This is a genomic window from Primorskyibacter sedentarius (assembly GCF_004342065.1).
Taxonomy (GTDB): Bacteria; Pseudomonadota; Alphaproteobacteria; order Rhodobacterales; family Rhodobacteraceae; genus Primorskyibacter; species Primorskyibacter sedentarius.
Genome location: NZ_SLZU01000016.1, coordinates 23216 through 39529, shown reverse-complemented (window position 1 = coordinate 39529; position 16314 = coordinate 23216). Strand labels below are relative to the sequence as shown.

At 60.5% G+C, this 16314-nt stretch carries 16 protein-coding genes; 7 read left to right on the top strand and 9 right to left on the bottom strand.

Translation table 11 applies throughout. The annotated features are described in order from the left end of the window. Positions 1-25: 25 nt before the first annotated feature. The 9 genes from EDD52_RS17780 to EDD52_RS17740 form a co-directional block, all read right to left on the bottom strand. Entirely contained in the window at positions 26-805 is a 780-nt protein-coding gene (locus EDD52_RS17780) for a succinate dehydrogenase iron-sulfur subunit (protein ID WP_132247470.1), read from the bottom strand. Positions 806-979: 174 nt separating this feature from the next. Next, positions 980-1297: a succinate dehydrogenase gene (locus EDD52_RS17775; RefSeq protein WP_132247468.1), complete on the bottom strand. Its 318-nt coding sequence runs from the start codon at positions 1295-1297 to the stop codon at positions 980-982. Beyond that, a complete protein-coding gene (gene sdhA / locus EDD52_RS17770; protein WP_132247466.1) occupies positions 1297-3105 on the bottom strand; it encodes a succinate dehydrogenase flavoprotein subunit in 1809 nt (602 codons plus the stop codon). The genes EDD52_RS17775 and sdhA overlap by 1 nt, the downstream gene beginning before the upstream one ends. 22 nt (positions 3106-3127) lie before the next feature. After that, positions 3128-3499, bottom strand: coding sequence for a succinate dehydrogenase, hydrophobic membrane anchor protein (sdhD, locus tag EDD52_RS17765; RefSeq protein WP_132247464.1), 372 nt, complete (start codon positions 3497-3499; stop codon positions 3128-3130). Between the two features lie 11 nt (positions 3500-3510). Further along, positions 3511-3900 (bottom strand): succinate dehydrogenase, cytochrome b556 subunit, encoded by a 390-nt coding sequence (sdhC, locus tag EDD52_RS17760; protein WP_132247462.1) that lies wholly within the window; start codon positions 3898-3900, stop codon positions 3511-3513. Positions 3901-4120: 220 nt separating this feature from the next. Continuing rightward, entirely contained in the window at positions 4121-5152 is a 1032-nt protein-coding gene (locus tag EDD52_RS17755; RefSeq protein ID WP_132247460.1) for a MaoC family dehydratase, read from the bottom strand. Then, entirely contained in the window at positions 5152-5355 is a 204-nt protein-coding gene (locus tag EDD52_RS17750; RefSeq protein WP_132247458.1) for a DUF1737 domain-containing protein, read from the bottom strand. Before EDD52_RS17750 ends, EDD52_RS17755 begins: the two co-directional genes overlap by 1 nt. 4 nt (positions 5356-5359) lie before the next feature. Continuing rightward, entirely contained in the window at positions 5360-5905 is a 546-nt protein-coding gene (locus EDD52_RS17745) for an NnrU family protein (RefSeq protein WP_132247456.1), read from the bottom strand. A 35-nt stretch (positions 5906-5940) separates the two neighbouring features. Further along, the gene (locus EDD52_RS17740) at positions 5941-6792 is read right to left on the bottom strand and encodes an HpcH/HpaI aldolase/citrate lyase family protein (protein WP_132247454.1); all 852 of its coding nucleotides are present in this window, start codon (positions 6790-6792) and stop codon (positions 5941-5943) included. 269 nt (positions 6793-7061) lie between these two features. Here EDD52_RS17740 and EDD52_RS17735 point away from each other — a divergent pair, with 269 nt between their 5' ends. The 7 genes from EDD52_RS17735 to EDD52_RS17705 all read left to right on the top strand — a co-directional run bounded on the left by EDD52_RS17735 (position 7062) and on the right by EDD52_RS17705 (position 16311). Then, complete coding sequence (locus tag EDD52_RS17735) at positions 7062-7376, top strand: hypothetical protein (RefSeq protein WP_207906049.1); 315 nt, start codon at positions 7062-7064, stop codon at positions 7374-7376. A gap of 265 nt (positions 7377-7641) precedes the next feature. Further along, positions 7642-8604, top strand: a complete 963-nt coding sequence (mdh, locus tag EDD52_RS17730; protein ID WP_132247452.1) for a malate dehydrogenase — start codon at positions 7642-7644, stop codon at positions 8602-8604. Between the two features lie 196 nt (positions 8605-8800). Continuing rightward, positions 8801-9841 (top strand): glycosyltransferase family 2 protein, encoded by a 1041-nt coding sequence (locus tag EDD52_RS17725; protein WP_132247450.1) that lies wholly within the window; start codon positions 8801-8803, stop codon positions 9839-9841. Between the two features lie 201 nt (positions 9842-10042). Beyond that, positions 10043-11236, top strand: a complete 1194-nt coding sequence (gene sucC / locus EDD52_RS17720; RefSeq protein ID WP_132247448.1) for an ADP-forming succinate--CoA ligase subunit beta — start codon at positions 10043-10045, stop codon at positions 11234-11236. A gap of 628 nt (positions 11237-11864) precedes the next feature. Then, the gene (gene sucD, locus EDD52_RS17715; RefSeq protein WP_132247446.1) at positions 11865-12752 is read left to right on the top strand and encodes a succinate--CoA ligase subunit alpha; all 888 of its coding nucleotides are present in this window, start codon (positions 11865-11867) and stop codon (positions 12750-12752) included. A gap of 74 nt (positions 12753-12826) precedes the next feature. Continuing rightward, positions 12827-13351, top strand: a complete 525-nt coding sequence (locus tag EDD52_RS17710; RefSeq protein WP_132247444.1) for a DUF805 domain-containing protein — start codon at positions 12827-12829, stop codon at positions 13349-13351. Further along, a complete protein-coding gene (locus tag EDD52_RS17705) occupies positions 13348-16311 on the top strand; it encodes a 2-oxoglutarate dehydrogenase E1 component (RefSeq protein WP_132247442.1) in 2964 nt (987 codons plus the stop codon). The genes EDD52_RS17710 and EDD52_RS17705 overlap by 4 nt, the downstream gene beginning before the upstream one ends. Positions 16312-16314: the final 3 nt, after the last annotated feature.

The following is a 16314-nucleotide window of genomic DNA, read 5'->3' as shown; positions in this document are numbered from 1 at the left end:
ACGCGTCTACCGTTCTAGCACCAAGTCACACCGCGCGTTCGACCATCATTTGTTTGATCGAGGCGATGGCCTTGGCCGGGTTCAGGCCCTTCGGGCAGGTCTTGGTGCAGTTCATGATCGTGTGGCAGCGATACAGTTTGAACGGATCTTCAAGCTCGTCCAGACGCTCGCCCGTGGCCTCGTCACGGCTGTCGATGATCCAGCGATAGGCGTGCAACAGGGCTGCCGGCCCAAGGTAGCGGTCGGAGTTCCACCAGTAGGACGGGCAGGCCGTCGAGCAGGAGGCGCACATCACGCATTCATACAGACCGTCCAGCTTCTTGCGGTCGTCGATTGACTGGCGCCACTCTTTCGCGGGCCGGTTCGTCTTGGTTTCCAGCCAGGGCATGATGCTGGCATGCTGGGCATAGAACAGCGTGAGGTCGGGGATCAGGTCCTTGACCACCGGCATGTGCGGCAGCGGGTAGATCTTGATATCGCCGTCGATCTCGTCCAGCCCGTAGATGCAGGCCAGCGTGTTGATCCCGTCGATATTCATCGCGCAGGACCCGCAGATGCCTTCGCGGCAGGACCGGCGGAAAGTCAGCGTGGGGTCGATCTCGTTCTTGATCTTGATCAGCACGTCCAGAACCATCGGGCCGCAATCATCCAGATCGACGAAATACGTGTCCAGACGGGGGTTTTCGCCGTCATCCGGGCTCCAGCGATAGATCTGGACCTTGCGGGCATTGGCGGCGCCTTCGGGCTTGGGCCATGTCTTGCCGGTCTTGATGCGGCTGTTCTTGGGAAGCGTCAGTTGTACCATGTCTCTACCCCGTGCGATGAACCTGGGCCCCGGTGGGCCGTTCGTGAAGGAAGGGAAGCGCGGACAGGGCCCGCGCCGATGTATCGTGTTGCAGGCAAGGCTGCCCGCGTGCCATGCTGCCAGCCGCTGCTGTCACCCCAGAAGGGGCCAAGCGCGAAAGGCTGCGGGCACAGATCATAGGAATTTACCCAGTGCTGCCTTGGCGATGCAGTCCACGGAGTCGGGACGTTGCGCGATGGTCAGCACCTTGGAAACCGTGGAATCGGTCACACCCGTTGCCGAGGCAGCGGCGATGTCCAGAATTTCGGACGCCGAGGCCGCATCGATGATGCAGTCCGTTACAGGTGCCACGTCAACGCCGGGCAGTTGGTCCGCGACCACACCGTTGACGACCGATTTGGCCCGGTCGCGCGCCAGCTGATCGGCCACGTCATTGGCGACCGAACAGCCCGCAAGCCCGACAGCCAGCGCAAGAAGCACACCGGCCCGCATCAGAACGTCCGTGCCTTGGGCGCGATACGCTTGAGCGCGATGCCGCCTTCGTCTTCGGTGGTCAGCGGATCGACGACAACCGGACGGTGGCTAAGCTCGACCTTGTTGCCATCGATGCGGCTGATCGTGTGCACGCGCCAGTTTTCGTCGTCACGGGTGCTGAAATCCTCGTGCGCGTGGGCGCCGCGGGATTCCTTGCGCGCCTCGGCGCCGACGATGGTGGCCAGCGCATTGGGCATGAGGTTGGTCAGCTCCAGCGTCTCCATCAGGTCAGAGTTCCAGACCAGCGAGCGGTCGGTGACCTGAAGATCGTCCAGCTTGGCGGCGATGGCCGTCATTTTGTCGACACCTTCGGCCATTGTCTTGGCGGTCCGGAAGACGGCAGCGTCGGCCTGCATGGTCTTTTGCATTTCCAACCGCAGCTCTGCGGTGGGTGTGCCGCCCTTGGCATTGCGCAGCCCGTCAAAGCGGTCGAACGCCTTGTCGATCGCAGCCTTGTTCAGCACCGGGTTGGCGGCCTCTGGATCAACAACCTTGCCAGCACGGATCGCGGCGGCACGGCCAAAGACCACGAGGTCGATCAGAGAGTTTGAGCCAAGACGGTTGGCGCCATGTACCGATGCACAGCCCGCCTCGCCTACGGCCATCAGGCCCGGCACGACGGCATTGCCGTCTTCTGCGGTCGGGTTCAGCACTTCGCCCCAATAGTTCGTGGGGATACCGCCCATGTTGTAATGCACCGTCGGGATGACCGGGATCGGCTCTTTGGTAACATCGACGCCCGCGAAGATACGCGCGCTTTCGGAAATGCCGGGCAGGCGTTCGGCCAGCGCCTCTTTGGGCAGATGCGACAGGTTGAGGTGGATATGATCCCCCTCTTTGCCGACGCCGCGCCCTTCGCGAATTTCCATAGTCATGGAGCGGGAGACGTAATCGCGGGGCGCGAGGTCCTTATACTGGGGCGCGTAACGCTCCATGAACCGTTCGCCTTCGGAGTTGGTCAGATAGCCACCTTCGCCGCGCGCGCCTTCGGTGATAAGGCAGCCGGACCCGTAGATGCCGGTTGGGTGGAATTGCACGAATTCCATATCCTGAAGCGGAAGACCCGCGCGCGCCACCATGCCGCCACCGTCGCCGGTGCAGGTATGGGCAGAGGTTGCCGAGAAATAGGCGCGGCCATAGCCGCCCGTCGCCAGGACGACCATCTTGGCGTTGAAGACATGCATGGTGCCGTCATCAAGCTTCCAGCAGACCACGCCCTGACACTGCCCATCCTCGGACATGATGAGGTCGATCGCGAAATACTCGATGTAGAATTCAGCGTTGTTCTTCAGCGATTGGCCGTAAAGCGTGTGCAGAATGGCGTGGCCGGTCCGGTCAGCCGCGGCGCAGGTGCGCTGCACGGCGGGGCCTTCGCCAAACTCTGTGGTGTGGCCGCCAAAGGGACGCTGGTAGATCTTGCCCTCTTCGGTACGGCTGAAGGGGACGCCGTAATGTTCCAATTCGTAGACTGCCTTGGGGGCCTCGCGCGCGAGGTATTCCATCGCATCCGTATCGCCCAGCCAGTCCGACCCTTTGACGGTATCGTACATGTGCCACTGCCAGTGGTCCGGCCCCATGTTCGACAGCGAAGCGGCAATACCGCCCTGTGCTGCAACGGTATGCGACCGGGTCGGGAAAACCTTGGTCACGCAAGCCGTGCGCAACCCCTGTTCGGCCATGCCAAGTGTCGCGCGAAGGCCAGCACCGCCCGCCCCCACGACCACGACGTCATATTCATGCGTCTCGTATTCGTATGCTGCTGTCATTGTTCTTGTCCTTGGCGCGCGATTACAGGGCGAGTTTCACGAGGGCAAAAAGCCCTGCCGCGATCAATGTGTAGCTGAAGGCCGTCACGGCGACGGATGCCAGCCGCTCGGGGACGCCGTGCATATAATCCTCGATCGCTTCGAGTGTCTCATTCTTGAAGTGGTTGACGCCGACGACCAGCATCAGCCCGGTGATGATTGCGGGGAACGGGCGAGAGAAAAAGGCCAGCACGTCTGCGTAGTCGCGGCCCAGACCCGATCCGAAGGTGAAAATGAAAAGCGGCACAAGGATGACCAGGCAGATGGAGCTGACGAGCATCTGCCAGTGGTGATGCGTGCCGCTGCGTCCGGAGCCCAGTCCCTGCGCGCGTTTGCGATCGGTGAGGTAGCGCATGCGATGTCTCCTTAGACGATGATGGCGGTAAGAAGTGTGAGGACGGTGGCACCGATGAACATGCCCTTGCCCATCAACTCGGCTGTCTCGATCTCAAGCCCGTAGCCGAAATCCCAGATCACGTGACGCAGGCGCCCCAGCATGTGATACCAGATCGCCCATGTGGCCAGCAGCAGGATCACATCACCGATAAAGCTGGTGAGGAACCAGTCGACCTTTGCAAAAGCTGTCTCGGAGGTGGCGGCCGTCAGAAGCCACAGTACAAGTAGAAAAGCAGTGCCCAGCGAGGCGATCCCCGTGATACGAACCATGATCGAGGAGATCGATGTCATTTGCGGGCGGTAATACTGCCCGATCATGAACGGTGAAAGAGGGCGGTTGCCTTGGTTCGCGTCAGCCATGAAGCTCGTCCTTTCGGTTACCTTGCCCTTTTGATAGTCTTTTTTGCGCCGCTGTCACCTGTCAAGCGCAGCCCGAGACGTGGTTTTTTGGCGCATTTGGGCATTCGCGCCGGATTTGTGATCACGCCATTGGCGGCTGTGATCACAGTTTTGGCGCTAACGGGATTGTCTGGTGCGGCACACGCCCCAGATGATTCTGCACCTGCACGATTGCTCCGCCTCAGACGGGCATCAGCGCCCAATAGTCGAGGTCAAGAAGCACGTGCGGCAGGTATTTGCCATCCCCGCCTTTCAGGGTGAAGGGCGCGCCGCCGCGGGTCGCGACCAGACGCAGGCGAATGGCACCTACGCCGGGGGCAGAGGTTTCGGCCTTGTCCAGAACCTCGGACCAGGCGCGCACGGTGTCGCCTGCGAAGCATGGGTTGGCATGTGCCCCGCCATTCAGACCGACGATCATCTGTGCATTCGCCAGCCCGTTGAAGCTGAGCGCGCGCGCCATGGAAATGATGTGCCCGCCATAGATCAGTCGTTTGCCGTCTTCGCGGAACGTCGCGTCGAAATGCACCTTGGCGGTGTTCTGCCACAGGCGTGTGGCCATCATATGTTCGGCCTCTTCGATGGTGACGCCATCGACATGGTCGATCTGCTCGCCGATTTCATAGTCCGCCATCCGGTGCGGCTCGCCCGCGAGGGTGGTGTCGTAACCGGTGAAATCCAGCCCTTTGGGGATGGTCAGATCCTCGACGCCAAGCGCGGGTTTCAGATCCGGCACCACGGTGTCAGGCGCTGGGGCATCCAGGTCGCCCTTGCGCACCATGACCCATCGAACATAGTCGATCACCGTTTCGTCGTGCTGGTTCAGCCCGCGCGTGCGCACCCAAACCACCCCGGTCTTGCCGTTGGAGTTCTGCTTGAGCCCGATAACCTCGCTTTCGGACGTGATCGTGTCGCCGGGCCAAAGCGGGGTCAGCCAGCGCCCTTCAGCATAGCCAAGATTGGCCACCGCATTCAGCGACACATCCGGCACGGTCTTGCCGAACACGGTATGAAAGGTCACCAGATCATCCAGCGGGCTGAATGGCAGACCGCAATCCTGCGCGAACTGGTCAGACGAATGCAACGCGTGGCGGGCGGGGTAAAGCGCATGGTACAATGCGCGTTCCCCCATCTTGATGGTGCGGGGCACTGCATGGCGGATCACCTCGCCAAGGGTGTAATCTTCGAAGAACCGGCCCGGATTGGTCTTGGCCATCAGTGCTCTCCCAGCTTGGTGTCGGGGGTGTAGGTGCCGTCGGCCTCCTTCACCACGGCCTGACCGCAGCGCATGACGCCGTTGGCCGCGTCGAACGCATAGGTCGGGTCGCCGTGCAGCGCCCAGCCCTTGTTCAGCGCGGCAGTGACCTTGTGGCAGAAGGCAGACGTGTCGTCCGCAGTCAGAAAACGATAAAGTTTCATGGCATTATCCGAAAACAGGGTAGCCCAGAAGGCCGTGAATGTAGCCGATCACCAGCAGCAGAACGACGCTGGCCCCGATGAAGATGAAGTCCTTGGAGATTGGCCCGGGTACGGGCGGGGTCCAGTCCGGCTCTGCCCGGTTGATGACGACGATCTCGGCGATGGCCCAGACCAGCAGCCCGCCGAACAGGATGAAGGACGGCACGTCACCGTTCACCAGCAGATGCGCGACCGCCCAAAGGGCAAAGCCGGTCAGCATCGGATGGCGCATTCCTGCAAGAAGTTTGCCCTTCCTGGGCGCGGGGCTCATCATGTAAATGGCGACCAGCACCAGCAGGTTGTTGATGCCCACCGTGGCCGGACGACGGCCCCAGAAGACTGCGCCATCGGCCATGCGGTAACCAAAGACCATCAGGACGACCGACACGAACAGGGCGAGCGCAACCATCCCCTTGCCCTTTTCGCCAAGGCTGGCGCGAAGATCGGGGGCGGCGCGTTTGAAGAAATGGGCGGCAACCCAAAGCAAAACCCCCAGGATAAGCAGAAACATACGTGGCCCTTTCGTCAGCTGCGGTTGCGATATTGCTAGCCGTTCAGCGACGCGATTGCATCCGCTTTCGCAAGGATCTCGCGTGCGGTGACAATGTGCAAGTTCTCGACGATCTTGCCATCGACCACAGCCACGCCCTGCCCTGCGGCATGCGCCTCTTCAAAGGCGGCGATCTGGCGGCGGGCGAGGTCAACTTCGTCTTCGGAAGGCGCGAAAGCCGCGTTTGCAATCTCCACCTGTGCGGGATGGATCAGTGTCTTGCCGTCAAAGCCCATGTCGCGGCCCTGTTCGCATTCGGCGCGCAGCCCGTCCTCATCCTTGAAGGCATTATAGACACCGTCAACAATGATCGTGCCCTCGGCCTTTGCGGCCAGCAGACACAGGCCCAGCGATGTCGCCAAAGGCAGACGGTCCGCGCGAAAGCGACATTGCAGTTCCTTCGCCAGATCATTGGTGCCCATGACCATGCCCGCAAGCTTTGGATGGGCGGCGATGGCGGCTGCGTTCAGCATGCCGCGTGGCGTCTCCATCATCGCCCAGAGCGGTTTGTCAGTGAGGGCAGCCAGCGCGTCGAGCTGCGCTGTGGTTTCAACCTTGGGCAGCAGAACCGCATCGCAATCCATGTCATTGGCCGCCTTGGCGTCCGCTTCGCCCCATTCGGTATCAAGCCCGTTGATCCGCACGATCCGCATCCGTTGGCCGTACCCACCCTGCGCGAGCGCTGCCGTCAGCGTGGCACGCGCATTTGGTTTTTCGTCGATGGCAACGGCATCCTCCAGATCAAAGATGATGGCGTCGATCGGCAGGTTGCGGGCCTTGTCCAGCGCCCGATCCTTGGAGCCGGGGATGTAGAGTACCGATCGGTAGGGGCGTGCGCGCATGTCCATCTGAGTATCCTCGCGAAATAAAGTTGCGCAGAAAGGGGCATTTTTTGTCGATAAGTGCAAGCCTGATTTTGCCGCGTCGCAGAATTTCCGCCGTTGCGCAGCGCCGCGGGCGCATCGTTAATGCCTCGTTCAGCAAGTTGGGCGCATGATTTCAATGCCTGGGAAGGGATCTGTTCCTTGCCGGGCCGACACAAAAGATTGGCGCGAGAGGCCAGAAGGCGCGCGCCGGACAACTGAAAAGGCATGTCCATCGTAGAAAGGGTTTCAAAATGAAGGACGCATTTCTGGTAATGACGCTAAGCATGGGCCTTCTTGCCGTGGCAGCAACACATGCTCATGCTCAGCAGGACCGCTGCGCGACGCGTGAGGGCGTTGTCAGCCGCCTGTCGGAGAAATATGGCGAGACACGGCAATCGATCGGACTTGGCACCAACAACACAATGGTCGAGGTGTTTGCCTCTGGCGACACCGGCAGCTGGACCATCCTTGTCACGGACGCGCGCGGGATCTCTTGTCTTGTTGCCAGCGGCCAAGCCTTTGAGACGCTGGCAGAGGCCGCACCCATCCCTGAAAAAGACGCCTGACTGACAGCCGACAGGTTACGTGACCAGGCTCCATCCCGCCTGATGCAGCGTGTTACAGCCCCGTTTCGAAGGTAAACGATTCGGATTTTCGAACGAAATCGCTGCAAAAAATGATTGCGCGGGCATCAACGAATTCCGGGTTTTGCTGACTGCTAGCGCTAGCAATTGCCCTTTGCGTAAACATGCCGCGATGCCGCACCCTTGCCAGCCCGGTCCGAAAGTTCTACGCCAAGCGGGAGATTTCAACGGACCGGAGAGACCTTCCATGGCCAGACCCAAGATCGCGCTGATCGGCGCGGGACAGATCGGTGGCACGCTTGCACACCTCGCTGCACTCAAGGAACTGGGCGACGTCGTCCTTTTCGACATCGCCGAAGGAACCCCAGAGGGCAAAGCTCTCGACATCGCTGAATCCGGCCCGTCCGAAGGGTTCGACGCCGCGCTTTCCGGCACTCAGTCCTACGAAGACATCGCAGGCGCCGACGTTTGCATCGTTACCGCAGGCGTACCGCGCAAGCCGGGAATGAGCCGCGACGACCTGTTGGGCATCAACCTGAAAGTCATGAAATCGGTCGGCGAAGGCATTGCCGCCAACGCTCCCGACGCTTTCGTGATCTGCATCACCAACCCGCTTGACGCGATGGTCTGGGCACTTCGCGAATTTTCCGGCATGCCGCACAACAAGGTTGTCGGCATGGCCGGCGTGCTCGACTCGGCGCGTTTCCGTCACTTCCTGAGCCTTGAATTCGGCGTCTCGATGCGCGACGTCACCGCCTTCGTTCTGGGTGGCCACGGCGACACGATGGTGCCGCTCGCGCGTTACTCCACCATCGGAGGCATCCCGCTGCCCGACCTGGTGAAGATGGGTTGGACCACGCAAGAGAAGCTTGACGCGATCATCCAGCGCACCCGCGACGGCGGTGCCGAGATCGTTGGCCTGCTCAAGACAGGCTCTGCCTTCTACGCGCCCGCCACGAGCGCCATCGAAATGGCCGAAGCCTACTTGAAGGACCAGAAACGCGTTCTGCCCTGCGCCGCTTATTGTGACGGTGAATTCGGCCTGAACGGTTTCTATGTCGGCGTGCCGACCGTGATCGGCGCGGACGGTATCGAGAAGATCATCGACATCAACCTGTCCAAGGACGAGCAGGCGATGTTCGACAATTCCGTCAACGCCGTGAAAGGACTCGTCAAAGCGTGCAAGGAAATCGACCCCACGCTTGCCTGAGACCTGACTGAATTGCCGTCGGCGGCGCGTTTCGCCGACGGCCCACCTCTTCGTGGTATATCTTACGGCGCCATCCCCACCGGATTGGCGCGATGAGACCTCAGGGTTCTGCCCGGCCTGTGCGTCGGATGATTGGCTCCCCCAGATTTCCTGTTAGACTTGTCCGACCGACCAATGGCAGGAACAGGCACTCACGATGACCGAAATCAGCTGGGCGGTTGTGCTGACTGCGGATGAGCCTGCGTCGCTTGTACAGGCGAATATCGCATGGCATCTGGGCACAGGGGCTACAGAGGTTCATCTCTACCTTGACCGCCCGGACGATCCGGTTGCATCCCACCTGCCCGATGACCCTCGCCTCTTTGTGACGCTTTGCGACAAGTCCCATTGGAAAGGTGCGGCCCCGCGAAAGCGGCGCCCCGACGACCAGATGCGTCGGCAATCGCTCAACGCGAACCATGCGGCGGCCCGCAGCAGCGCCGACTGGATGCTGCACCTCGATGCCGACGAGTTTCTTTGGCAGGATCGACCGCTGGCCGAAGAACTGGACCTGATCCGGGATCTGGATTGCGAGATTGCCCTGCCGGTCGCGGAACGCTGCTACGAGACGCCTGTCGAAGCTACTGCGTCCATGTTCGACGGGCGGTTTCGCCTGTCTACCCGCTACCGGAAGGGGTTCGATAAACACATCTTTGGCGATGCGCTGCCGTTTTTGCATCGCGGCTTGCGGGCCCATTCCGCAGGCAAATGCGCAGCGCCGCTCCGCAAGGGGTACAGCCTGGGGATCCACTGGTCCTACCGAACCGAGGATGGGGCGAGGGTGCGATCCCCGCGCTACCAGTCAAGCTTTTCGCGCGTGCTGCATTTCGACGGGCTTACCCCTTTGCATTGGCAGGTCAAGCTGCTGCGCTACGCGGCGCATGACGTTGACACGCTTCGGAGGCTCCTGCCAAAACATCGTTTGGCGCAAGTCAGAACCCTTTTGGAAAATGACGGGGACGCCGCTGGCGCGAAGGCCCTGCATGATCGGCTGCGCATCCTGCCTGCAAATGAGATTTCCCGGCTGGACGGGTTCGGGCTGCTCTTGTCTCGCCGCTACGACCTTGTAAAAGAGCTTCGGCGCGTCTGGCCGCACCCCGCCGATCTGAGCGTGGGCTCATTTGATGCCGGTCTGGCCCGGCGCTACCCGGAAATCGTGGCATATCTCGCCCCGGGCGACCCTTTGACAGCCGATTGACGCCCGTGGGTTGATTCTCTCGCAGATGTTTTCGCTACCAAAAACACGGGCGGGCGGATTTTGTGATCACACCTTTTCTGGCTGTGATCACAAAAGGCGAAAAACTGCACCAAATGGTGGGAATCCCGAAGAAATCGCTTAATTGCCGAGAAAGCCTGTGCCAGTAACAGTGCAATCGCAGCAAGACGGGACGGTTTATCAATGAACATCCACGAATATCAGGCGAAGGCGCTTCTGCGCAGCTACGGGGCCCCGGTTTCGGACGGCCGCGTTGTTCTGCGCGCCGAAGAGGCCAAAACCGCAGCAGGCGAAATGGACGGCCCTCTTTGGGTGGTCAAGGCGCAGATCCACGCGGGCGGCCGCGGCAAGGGCTCTTTCAAAGAGGCCGACGCCGGCGAAAAAGGCGGTGTCCGTCTTGCCAAGTCGGTCGAAGAGGCCGCCGAGGAAGCCAAGAAGATGCTGGGCCGCACGCTGGTCACGCATCAGACCGGCCCGGCGGGCAAGCAGGTCAACCGCATCTATATCGAAGACGGTTCCGGCATCGAGACGGAGCTTTATCTGGCGCTTCTGGTGGATCGCCAGACAAGCCGCGTATCCTTTGTCTGCTCGACCGAGGGCGGCATGGATATCGAAGAGGTCGCAGCCGCGACCCCCGAAAAAATCCTGTCCTTCAGCGTCGATCCGGCCACCGGCTATCAGGCGTTCCACGGCCGCCGCATCGCCTTCGCGCTGGGTCTGACCGGCAAGCAGGTCAAGCAATGCGTGGGCCTGATGGGTCTGCTCTACAAGGCGTTCCTTGAAAAAGACATGGAAATGCTGGAGATCAACCCGCTGATCGTGACCGATGGCGGTGATCTGAAGGTTCTCGATGCCAAGCTCAGCTTTGACGGCAACGCGGTCTACCGCCACCCTGATATCGCAGAGCTGCGCGACACGACCGAAGAAGATGCCAAGGAACTCGAAGCGTCCAAATATGACCTCAACTATATCGCGCTGGACGGCGAAATTGGCTGCATGGTCAACGGCGCGGGTCTGGCGATGGCGACGATGGACATCATCAAGCTTTATGGCGCAGAGCCTGCGAACTTCCTCGACGTTGGTGGCGGTGCGACCAAGGAAAAGGTGACCGAGGCGTTCAAGATCATCACTTCTGATCCGCAGGTCAAAGGCATCCTCGTGAACATCTTCGGCGGCATCATGCGCTGCGACGTCATCGCCGAGGGCGTGATTGCCGCGGTGAAAGAGGTGGGCCTGAAGGTTCCGCTGGTCGTGCGCCTCGAAGGCACCAATGTCGAGAAGGGTAAAGAGATCATCAACAATTCCGACGTTGACGTGATCGCCGCGGATGACCTGAAAGACGGTGCCCAGAAGATCGTGAAGGCGGTTAAGGGCTAAGTGATGCACGTCGCACCGTTTGTATTTGTCGCGGCCATGTTAGGGCTGGCGGGATGCCCAGGGATCCCACCAGTTAACACGGCGACGATCAGTCAAACCCCTGCGAGCAATCGGCTATTTGCGCAGGCAAAGGAAGCCGTCAGGATTTGCTCGAAACTACCTGACTGGAAGGCTGTTTATTCAGCCTTTGGCGCCGCAGGATACGAGATTAGAACGTTAGATGCCCTTGGGCAGGACGGGCGCGTTGTGCAACGAACACACTTTGTCAATGGAGAAGACGCCGAGATCTTTCTAATCGCCACACCGAGAGGCTGTACTGTCGGGATAGAAAATATGACCCCTGCTCAATCATTCGAGCTGGCGCAGCCTTGGGTGAAAGCTTTCGGTGCCAAAACTAATGCTGAATTAGGGCAAGGGTTGTCTCCACATGTCGTACAAGCGTGGAGATCAATTCGGGATGACCGCCACGTTTACATTGCAGCTCACAAAACCTGGCCTGCAGACAACTATGTGTTTCCGGACGTTCCGGGAGCAGCGGCAACCCTGAAAGTTTTTCGGCGCTAGAAGAAATCAAAGTCGAGCGTGAGACCCCTCTCGCCAAACCACATCAATAATTGGAGAGCCCAACATGGCCGTTCTCGTAGACGAAAATACCAAGGTGATCTGTCAGGGCCTTACCGGCTCGCAGGGCACATTCCACACTGAACAGGCAATTGCCTATGGCACCAAGATGGTCGGCGGCGTGACCCCCGGCAAAGGTGGTCAGACCCATCTTGACCTGCCGGTCTTCAACTCGGTCCATGAGGCCAAGCATGTGACAGAGGCGAATGCCTCGGTGATCTACGTGCCGCCGCCTTTCGCTGCGGATTCGATCCTGGAAGCGATCGATGCCGAGATGGAGTTGATCATCTGCATCACCGAAGGCATCCCGGTTCTGGACATGATGCGCGTGAAACGCGCGCTGGAAGGGTCCAAATCCCGCCTGATCGGGCCGAACTGCCCCGGTGTCATCACGCCTGACGCCTGCAAGATCGGCATCATGCCCGGCCACATCCACAAGCGCGGATCCTGCGGTGTGGTCTCGCGGTCCGGCACGCTGACCTATGAGGCAGTCAAGCAGACTTCTGACCTGGGTCTTGGCCAGTCCTCGGCTGTCGGTATCGGCGGCGACCCGATCAAGGGAACCGAGCATATCGACGTGCTGGAGATGTTCCTTGCCGACCCCGAAACGCAGTCGATCATCATGATCGGTGAAATCGGCGGCTCTGCCGAAGAGGATGCCGCGCAGTTCCTGGCCGATGAGAAGAAGAAGGGCCGCTGGAAGCCGACCGCTGGCTTCATCGCCGGTCGCACTGCTCCTCCGGGTCGTCGCATGGGCCACGCGGGCGCAATCGTCGCCGGTGGCAAAGGCGGTGCCGAGGACAAGATCGAAGCGATGAAAGCTGCTGGCATCGTCGTCGCCGACAGCCCCGCCACGCTTGGCGAGGCCGTTCAGGAAGCGATCAACAAAGGGTAGCGATACCTGTCCCGGGCTTGACCCGGGACCTTGAACAGGAGGCCCCGGGTCAAGCCCGGGGCGCGTAGTCCGGGATGACAATCGCGCGAACAATCCTGAGTGAGGCGTCAAGATCCTTCGATCTTGGCGGCCGGACCGCACGTGCCGATTACCTGTGGTTCTTGTTTTTCTCCGTTGTGGCCTTCGCAGCGAGCCTCGCCCTGTGCATTCGCTTTCTACCCGCCGATCACATCGCGGCAGGCATCTACACCGTCACGGCGATTTTCTACCTTCCGATTACCGCCGCTGGCGTACGCCGGCTGCATGACGTGGGCGAAAGCGGAAAGCTGATGCTTGACCCTTTGAAACCCGCCATGGCGCTTGGCGTCGTGCTGCTTTTGGTGGCGCTGGCCGCCGAAAGCAGTTCGGCTGTCCGTCTCATTGCGTTCATAGCGGCGTTTTTCTTCGGAACAATCGTCGTCGCCTTACTCTTGATAGCCTCCTTGACGGTGACCATCATGACGCTCGCTTATTTCTCGAACACCATGGGCATGCTCTTGCTGCCCTCTCAACCCGGTCCTAACAAATACGGTCCCAACCCGAACGAGGTCCCCCAATGACCGACCAAAGCCCAAACGACCAATTCCACGCTTCCAGCTTCATGCAGGGGCACAACGCGGAATATCTTGAACAGATGTACGCGCGTTATGCCAATGACCCGAACGCTGTCGATGACGCTTGGCAGGCCTTTTTCCGACAGTTGGGCGATGATGACCTGAGCGTCAAGGCAGAGGCCGCAGGCCCGTCCTGGGGGCGCGCCGACTGGCCACCGATGCCGGGCGACGAGCTGACCTCTGCCCTGACGGGCGAATGGCCCGAAGTGGCAGAGGTCAAAGGCGCGGGCGACAAGATCAAAGCCAAGGCCGTTGATGCCGGTGTTGCCGTTTCAGACGATGCGATCAAGCGCGCCGTTCTGGACAGCATCCGCGCGCTGATGATCATCCGGGCCTACCGGATCCGCGGCCATCTTGCCGCAGATCTGGATCCGCTGAACATGCGCGACCCCACTCCGCATCCCGAGCTTGATCCAAAGACCTACGGTTTCACCGAGGCCGACATGGACCGGCCGATCTTCATCGACAACGTGCTGGGGCTTCAGATTGCCTCGCTGCGGCAGATCCTCGACATCGTGAAGCGGACTTATTGCGGCACGTTTGCGCTGCAATACATGCACATTTCGGACCCTGAGCAATCTGCCTGGTTGAAAGAGCGGATCGAGGGCTTCGGCAAGGAAGTCCACTTCACCCGCGAGGGGCGCAAGGCCATCCTGAACAAGATGGTCGAGGCCGAGGGCTTCGAGAAATTCCTGCATGTGAAATACATGGGGACCAAGCGGTTCGGCCTTGATGGCGGCGAGTCGCTGATCCCTGCGATGGAGCAGATCATCAAGCGCGGCGGCGCGCTTGGGGTTCAGGACATCGTCATCGGCATGCCCCACCGCGGCCGCCTGTCCGTGTTGGCCAACGTGATGGGCAAGCCGTACCGCGCGATTTTCAACGAATTCCAGGGTGGTAGCTTCAAGCCCGAGGATGTCGATGGGTCGGGCGACGTGAAATATCACCTCGGCGCATCCTCTGACCGTGAGTTTGACGGCAACAAGGTGCACCTGTCGCTGACCGCCAATCCCAGCCATCTGGAGGCGGTGAACCCGGTCGTTTTGGGCAAGGCCCGGGCGAAACAGGACCAGTTGAACGACGCCGAACGCACCGCTGTTCTGCCGGTTCTTCTGCATGGTGACGCGGCCTTTGCCGGTCAGGGCGTCGTGGCAGAGTGCTTTGCGCTGTCGGGCCTGCGCGGACACCGCACTGGCGGCACGATGCATATCGTGGTGAACAACCAGATCGGCTTCACCACCGCGCCGCATTTCAGCCGCTCCAGCCCCTACCCCACCGACAACGCGCTGGTGGTCGAGGCGCCGATCTTCCACGTGAACGGTGATGACCCCGAGGCCGTGGTTCACGCCGCCAAGGTGGCCACGGAATTCCGCCAGAAGTTCCACAAGGACGTCGTTCTGGACATCTTCTGCTATCGTCGCTTCGGTCATAACGAAGGCGACGAGCCGATGTTCACCAACCCTTTGATGTACAAGAAGATCAAGGGCCACAAGACGACGCTCAGCCTGTATACCGAACGTCTGGTCAAGGACGGCCTGATCCCCGAGGGCGAGATCGAGGACATGAAGGCCGCCTTCCAGGCGCATCTGAACGAAGAGTTCGAGGCCGGAAAGGATTACCGCCCCAACAAGGCCGATTGGCTGGACGGGCGCTGGTCGCATCTCGACAAGCAGAAAGAGGGCAAATACCAGCGCGGCAAGACGGCGATCAAGGAAAAGACATTTGTCGAGATCGGCGAGGCCCTGACCCGGGCGCCCGACGGCTTTACCATGCACAAGACCGTGGGCCGTCTTCTGGACGCCAAGAAGGAAATGTTCGCGACCGGCAAGGGCTTTGACTGGGCGACGGGCGAGGCGCTGGCCTTTGGCTCGCTTCTCTCCGAAGGCTACCCGGTGCGTCTGGCCGGACAGGATTCCACACGCGGCACGTTCAGCCAGCGCCATTCCGGTTTCATCAATCAGGAAACGGAAGAGCGTTACTACCCGCTGAACCATGTCCGCGAAGGACAGGCCCAGTATGAAGTCATCGACTCGATGCTGTCGGAATACGCGGTTCTGGGCTTCGAATATGGCTATTCGCTGTCCGAGCCCAACGCGCTGACCCTGTGGGAGGCGCAGTTCGGCGACTTTGCCAATGGCGCGCAGATCATGTTCGACCAGTTCATCAGTTCGGGCGAATCCAAATGGCTGCGCATGTCGGGCCTCGTTTGCCTGCTGCCGCATGGCTATGAAGGCCAGGGGCCGGAACACTCCTCCGCGCGTCTGGAACGCTTCCTGACGATGTGCGGGCAGGACAACTGGATCGTGGCGAACTGCTCTACCCCGGCGAACTACTTCCACATCCTGCGCCGACAACTGCACCGCAGCTTCCGCAAGCCGCTGATCCTGATGACGCCGAAGTCGCTTCTGCGGCACAAGCTGGCAGTCTCCACGAAGGAGGATTTCATCACCGGGTCCAGCTTCCACCGGGTGCTGTGGGATGATGCCCAGCACGGCAATTCCGAGACAGAGCTGGTTGCAGATGACAAGATCAAACGCGTCGTGATGTGTTCCGGCAAGGTCTATTACGATCTTCTGGAAGAGCGGGACGCGCGCGGTATCGACGACATCTATCTGCTGCGGATCGAACAGTTCTATCCGTTCCCGGCCATGAGCCTCGTTCACGAGTTGGAGCGTTTCAAAGGCGCGGAAATGGTGTGGTGTCAGGAAGAGCCCAAGAACCAGGGCGCCTGGAGCTTTATCGAACCGAATATCGAATGGGTGCTGGGCCGGATCAAGGCCAAGCATCTGCGTCCCGCCTATGTGGGTCGTTCGGCAACAGCCTCGCCCGCCACGGGTCTGGCAAGCCAGCACAAGGCACAACAAGCAGCGCTCGTCGATCAGGCGCTGACCATCGAAGGGAAATAACCG